The organism is Actinophytocola sp. (assembly GCF_049647105.1).
Classification (GTDB): Bacteria; Actinomycetota; Actinomycetes; order Mycobacteriales; family Pseudonocardiaceae; genus Actinophytocola.
On record NZ_JBARWZ010000132.1, the window covers coordinates 1 to 5,963 of the forward strand.

General features: G+C 74.0%; 2 protein-coding genes. One reads left to right on the forward strand and one right to left on the reverse strand.

Annotated elements, in window-relative coordinates; translation table 11 throughout:
- On the reverse strand, window positions 1-5,844 hold a 5,844-nt coding region (locus WBA97_RS16005), incomplete at its 3' end, for an SDR family NAD(P)-dependent oxidoreductase (protein ID WP_424231607.1).
- Here WBA97_RS16005 and WBA97_RS16010 point away from each other — a divergent pair.
- On the forward strand, window positions 5,764-5,963 hold a 200-nt coding region (locus WBA97_RS16010), incomplete at its 3' end, for a hypothetical protein (protein WP_424231608.1). The genes WBA97_RS16005 and WBA97_RS16010 overlap by 81 nt on opposite strands.

Genomic DNA, 5,963 nt, shown 5'->3' on the forward strand with positions numbered 1-5,963 from the left:
CACAGCCTCAGCACCAAGCCCAGCCAACTCCGCGACCAACTCGGCAGCACCCGGCGCCTCCACACCACGCCGACTCACCAACACCAAACGACGCACACCACGCCCAGCCAACCACCGCGCAACATGCGCACCCAACCCACCAGTCCCACCCGTCACCAACACCGCACCAGACGGCACCCACTCATCCGCGGCGTCCCCCACCGGCGCCCGCACCAAACGACGGGCGACCACACCGGACTCCCGGACAGCGACCTGATCCTCACGCCCATCCGCCAGCACCCCGGCCAACCCAGCGGCAGCCCGCTCGTCCAGCACCTCGGGCAGATCAACCAACCCACCCCACCGCTCCGGCAACTCCAACGCCGCGACCCGGCCAAGACCCCACACCAACGCACCATCCACCGCACCCCTGGTCACCGCCCACACCCGGCCACCAAGACCGGCGCGCAGCACGGCGGGGAGTTCCCCGGCGGCGACGTCGGCCAGCACCCCGGCCCAGTCACCGGACGCCTCCGCCACCGAGCCGACGGCGACGACAGCAGCGCCCGCGTTCCGCAGTGCCTGCCCGACGGCGTCGTCGCACCCGATCGTCAGCCACGTCCCGGACAGCGTTGCGTCCGCGACGGGCACGGGCCGCCACTCGACCCGGTACCGCCATCCGTCCACAATGGACCGGACGTGCCGGGTGCCGCGCCATGCCGAAAGGGCACGCAGTACCCGGTCCATGCCGTCGGGTTCGGTGCGCAGGGTCCGCGCGACCGCGTCGACGTCACCGGAGTCGACGGCGGCCCAGAACCCGGCCTCTTCCTGGTCGACGGCCGGTGCGGCAGGTGCGGGCCAGTAACGGCTGCGCTGGAACGGGTAGGTGGGCAACGGCACGCGCCTGCCGCCCCAGCCCGCGAGCAGCGGCGTCCAGTCGACCGTCACACCCCGCACGCAGGCCGCGGCCACGGCGTCGAGCAGTGCCTGCACCTGGGGTTTCCCGGCACGCTGCGCCGGGATCGCGGCGACGTCCACGCACCGCGCGGCCATCGCCGACAGCACCCCGTCGGGTCCGAGCTCCAGGAAGGTCGTCGCACCCGCGTCCCGCAGGGCCGCGACGCCGTCGGCGAAGCGGACGGCGGACCGGACGTGCCGCACCCAGTACCCTGGAGTGGCGATCAGCTCGGGATCGGCGACCGCACCGGTCTCGTTGGACAGGACCGGCATCGTCGGCCGGCGCAGCTCGAGACCGGCGACGACCGAGGCGAAGTCGTCCAGCATCGCGTCCATGCGCGGTGAGTGGAAGGCATGGGACACCTTCAGCCACGTGGTCCGGTGCCCCGCCGTCGGCAGCTCGGCGAGCACCTCCGCGTCTCCCGAGAGCACGACCGACCGGGGTCCGTTGACGGCGGCGATGCCGACGGCGTGCTCGTGCCCGGCGATCATGGCGGCGGCGTCGGTCTCCCCGGCCTCGACCGCGAGCATCGCCCCGCCCGGCGGCAGGGCGGCCATCAACCGGCCGCGCGCCGACACCAGCACGCACGCGTCGTCCAGTGAGAACACGCCAGCGACGTGCGCGGCGGCGATCTCGCCGACGGAGTGGCCGAGCAGCAGCTCCGGTCGCATGCCCCACGAGTCGAGCAGCCGGAACAACGCGACCTCGTAGGCGAACATCGCCGCCTGCGTGTACTCGGTCCGCGCCAGCGGCTCCGCTGACTCGTCGAACAGGACGGTCCGCAACGGCAGGTCGAGTTCGGTGTCGAACCGCGCGCACACCGCGTCGAGCGCGTCGGCGAACACCGGGAACGCGTCGTACAGCTCCCGGCCCATCCCCGGCCGCTGCGCCCCCTGCCCGGCGAACAGGAACGCGAGCCTGCCGTGCCCTGCCGTGCCATGGTGACCGTTCCCGGATGCGCGGCCATCGGCGAGCGCAGCAAGGCCGGCGGCGTCGAACACGACGGCCCGGTGGTCGAGCGCGGCCCGGCCCGCCATCGTGTAGGCGACGTCCACCGGCTGGAGCCCGTCGGCGGTCCGCAACCGTTCCGCCTGTGCCCGCAACGCGGCCGGGGTCCTCGCCGACAGCACCAGCGGCACCGGACCGGCTGGTCCACTGTGGACCGGCGGGGCGGGCACGGTGTCGACGGACTCGATGACGACGTGTGCGTTGGTGCCGCTGATCCCGAACGACGACACACCGGCCCGGCGCGGCCGCTCGCCCGGCGCCCACGCGCGGGGTGCCGCCAGCAGCGACACCGCCCCGGCCGACCAGTCGACGCGCGAGGTCGGCCGGTCGGCGTGCAGGGTCCTCGGCAGGGTCCCGTGCCGCATCGCCTCGACGATCTTGACGACCCCGGCGATGCCGGACGCGGCCTGGGTGTGGCCGATGTTCGACTTGAGCGACCCAAGCCACAGCGGTTCCGCACGGTCCTGCCCGTAGGCGGCGAGCAACGCGGCGGCCTCGATCGGGTCGCCGAGCGCGGTGCCCGTGCCGTGCGCCTCCACCGCGTCCACATCGGACGGTGCGAGACCCGCGTCCGCCAGTGCGTCGCGGATGACCCGCTGCTGTGCTGGCCCGTTGGGTGCGGTCAGCCCGTTCGACGCGCCGTCGGCGTTGACCGCGGTGCCGCGCACGACGGCGAGCACGTCGTGCCCGTTGCGTCGCGCGTCGGACAGCCGCTCGACCAGCAGCACGGCGACGCCCTCCGACCAGCCGGTGCCGTCGGCGTCCTCGGCGAACGCCTTGCACCGCCCGTCGGCGGCCAGCCCGCCCTGCCTGCCGAACTCGGCGAATCCGACCGGGGTCGCCAGCACGGCGACACCGCCCGCGACCGCGAGGTCGCATTCGCCGTCCCGCAACGCCTTCGCGGCCAGGTGCAGTGCGACCAGCGACGACGAGCAGGCCGTGTCGACCGTGATGACCGGCCCTTCCAGACCGAACGTGTATGCGAGCCTGCCGGAGACGACGCTGGTGGCGCTGCCGGTGATCAGGTGGCCCGCGAGGTCGGCGGACACGCCGCCGGTGGTGCCGTAGCCGGACTGGGAGGCGCCGACGAACACGCCGGTCCTGCTGCCCCGCAACGCGTCCGGGGCGATCCCGGCCCGTTCGAACAGCTCCCAGCCCGTTTCGAGCAGCACCCGCTGCTGCGGGTCCATGGCGGTGGCCTCGCGCGGGGAGATGCCGAACAGGTCGGCGTCGAAGTCGGTGGCGTCGGCGAGGAAGCCGCCGAGGCGGGCGACGGACGGGTCGAGCCCTGCGGTGTCCCAGCCGCGGTCGGCCGGGAACCCGCCGATGGCGTCGCCGCCGGTGCTGACCAGCCGCCACAGATCCGCCGGCGAGGCGACGCCGCCGGGCAGCCTGCACGCCATCGCGACGATGGCGATGGGGTCGTCGTGGTCACGTGCCACGGCGGCCGGTGGGGCCGTGGTGGCGGTGCGGCCGAGCCGGGCGGCCAGGTGGCCTGCGAGGGCGGCGGCGTTGGGGTGGTCGAAGACGACGGCGGCAGGCAGGTCGACGCCGGTGGCGCGGGCCAGCCGGTTGCGCAGGTCGACGGCGGTCAGCGAGTCGAAACCCAGGTCGGCGAACGGGGTGGCGGCGGAGAAGGACGCGGGGTCGGCGTGCCCGAGGACGGCCGCGACGGCGCGGCGCACCAGGTCGGGCAGGTCGGTCACGCCGGGGCTGGTGGCCGGTGCCTGCCCGGCGGGCGGGGCGAGTGCGGTGAGCAGCGCGCTTCGCCGGGTCGCGGTGAACACGGCGGCGAACCGGGTCCAGTCGACGTCGGCGACGGTCACGCAGGTCTCGCCGGTGTCGACGGCGTGCGCGAGTGCGGCCACGGCCCGTTCGGGCGGCATGGGCCGCAGTCCCCTGCGGCGCAGCCGGTCGGCGGCCTCGCCCGCGGCCATGCCGGTCCCGGCCCACGGCCCCCAGGCGAGCGCGGTCGCGGCGCGGCCGTGGGTGACTCGGTGGCGGGCGAGTGCGTCGAGGTAGGCGTTGGCGGCGGAGTAGGCGGCCTGGCCGCCACTGCCCCACACCCCCGCGATCGAGGAGAACAGCACGAACGCGTCGGCGTCGGGCAGCAGTTCGTCCAGGTGGCGGGCGCCGAGCACCTTCGCGCGGATCGCGGTGGTGAACGCCTCGGGGGTCAGTTCGGTCAGCGGGGCGCTGTCGTCGGTCCCCGCTGCGTGGACGACGGCGGTGACGGGGTGGTCGGCCAGCAACGCCGCCAGGGCGTCCCGGTCGGCCACGTCGCAGGCGACCACGACCGCGGTGGCGCCGAGCGCCGTCAGTTCGTCGACCAGGTCACCGGCCGCGGCCGGGCCGGAGCGGCTGGCCAGCACGATTTCGGTCGCGCCGCGGCCGGCGAGCCAGCGGGCGGCGTGGGCGCCGAGTGCCCCGGTGCCGCCGGTGATCAGCACCGGGCCGGACGGGGTCCACGGCGTGACCGGGCCCCGCGCCGGTTCGGCGTGGCGCAGCCTGCGGCCGAACACGCCGGAGTCGCGGATCGCCACCTGGTCCTCGTCACCCGAGGCCAGTACCGCGGCCATGCGGGTCGCCGTCCTGGTGTCGAGCAGGCCGGGAAGGTCGATCAGACCGCCCCAACTCGCCTGCTGTTCCAGCGCGGCGACCCGGCCGAGGCCCCAGATCATGGCGCCGTCCGGGTTGGTGAGCGGGTCGGACCGGCCCACCGACACCGCACCTCGCGTCACGGCCCACAGTGGCGCGTGGTCGCCTGCCAGCAACCCGAGCGCGGCGGTGACGTCCACAGTGGACACGATGCCCGCCCAGTCCCCCGGGACCGGTTCGGTGGCGTGCACGACGTCCATGCCCGCCGAGCGGAGGGCGTCGGCGACGGCGGTGTCGCCGACGACCAGCCAGGTCCCTTCCGGGACAGCGGCGGGGACGGTGACCGGCTGCCAGGTTTCGCGGTAGCGCCAGGTGTCGATGGCGGTTTGTTCCTTGCGGTCCCTGCGCCAGCCGGACAGGGCGGGCAGGACGGCGTGGAGGTGGTCGTCGTCGGGTAGCCCGAGGGTGTCAGCGACCGCACCGGCATCGCCGGACTCGACGGCGGCCCAGAACCGCCGCTCGGCGGGGTCGGCGTCCGCCAAGACCGGATGGCCGGGTGCCAGCCAGAACCGCTCGTGCTGGAATGGGTAGGTGGGCAGGTCGGCCACGCGTCCGGCGGGCACGACGCGGCCCCAGTCGAGTGTCGCGCCGCGCACCCAGGCGTGCGCCAGGGCGGTGAGCAGCGCGGTCGGCTCGTCCCGGTCGCGGCGCAGCACCGGGACGGCGTCCTCGACGTGCGCGGTGAGCACGGCGTCGGGGCCCAGCTCGACGAACCGGGTGACCCCCGACTCCCTGGCCGCGCGCACCGCGTCGGCGAACCGCACGGTGTCCCGAACCTGCCGCACCCAGTACGCCGGATCGGTCACCGCACCCGGCAACGGAATCCGGGGTTCGTTGTACGTCAAGGATTCCGCGACGGTGGCGAACTCCGCCAGCATCGGCTCCATCAGCTTCGAATGGAAGGCGTGCGACACCACCAGCCGCTTCACCCGGCGACCTTCCGACCGCCACCGCTCCTCCAGTGCCGAAATCTCTTCCTCGGCACCAGAAACCACGATCGACGAAGGACCGTTCACCGCCGCGACGTCAATGCCCGCCGGAACGTCCTCTTCGGACACTTCGGCGGCCAGCATCGCCCCACCGGACGGCAACGCGGCCATCAACCGACCACGAGCCGCCACCAACGTGCAAGCGTCATCCAAGGACAACACCCCGGCGACATGCGCGGCGACAAGCTCACCAATCGAGTGCCCCAGAAGGTAATCCGGCCGCAACCCCCAAGACTCCAGCAACCGGAACAACGCAACCTCAAGCGCGAAGATCGCCGCCTGCGCACCATCCGTCCGGTTCAACAACAACTCGTCGTCGACCGGAACCCGGTCGAACCGCGAACACACCTCGTCCCACGCCGCGGCGAACA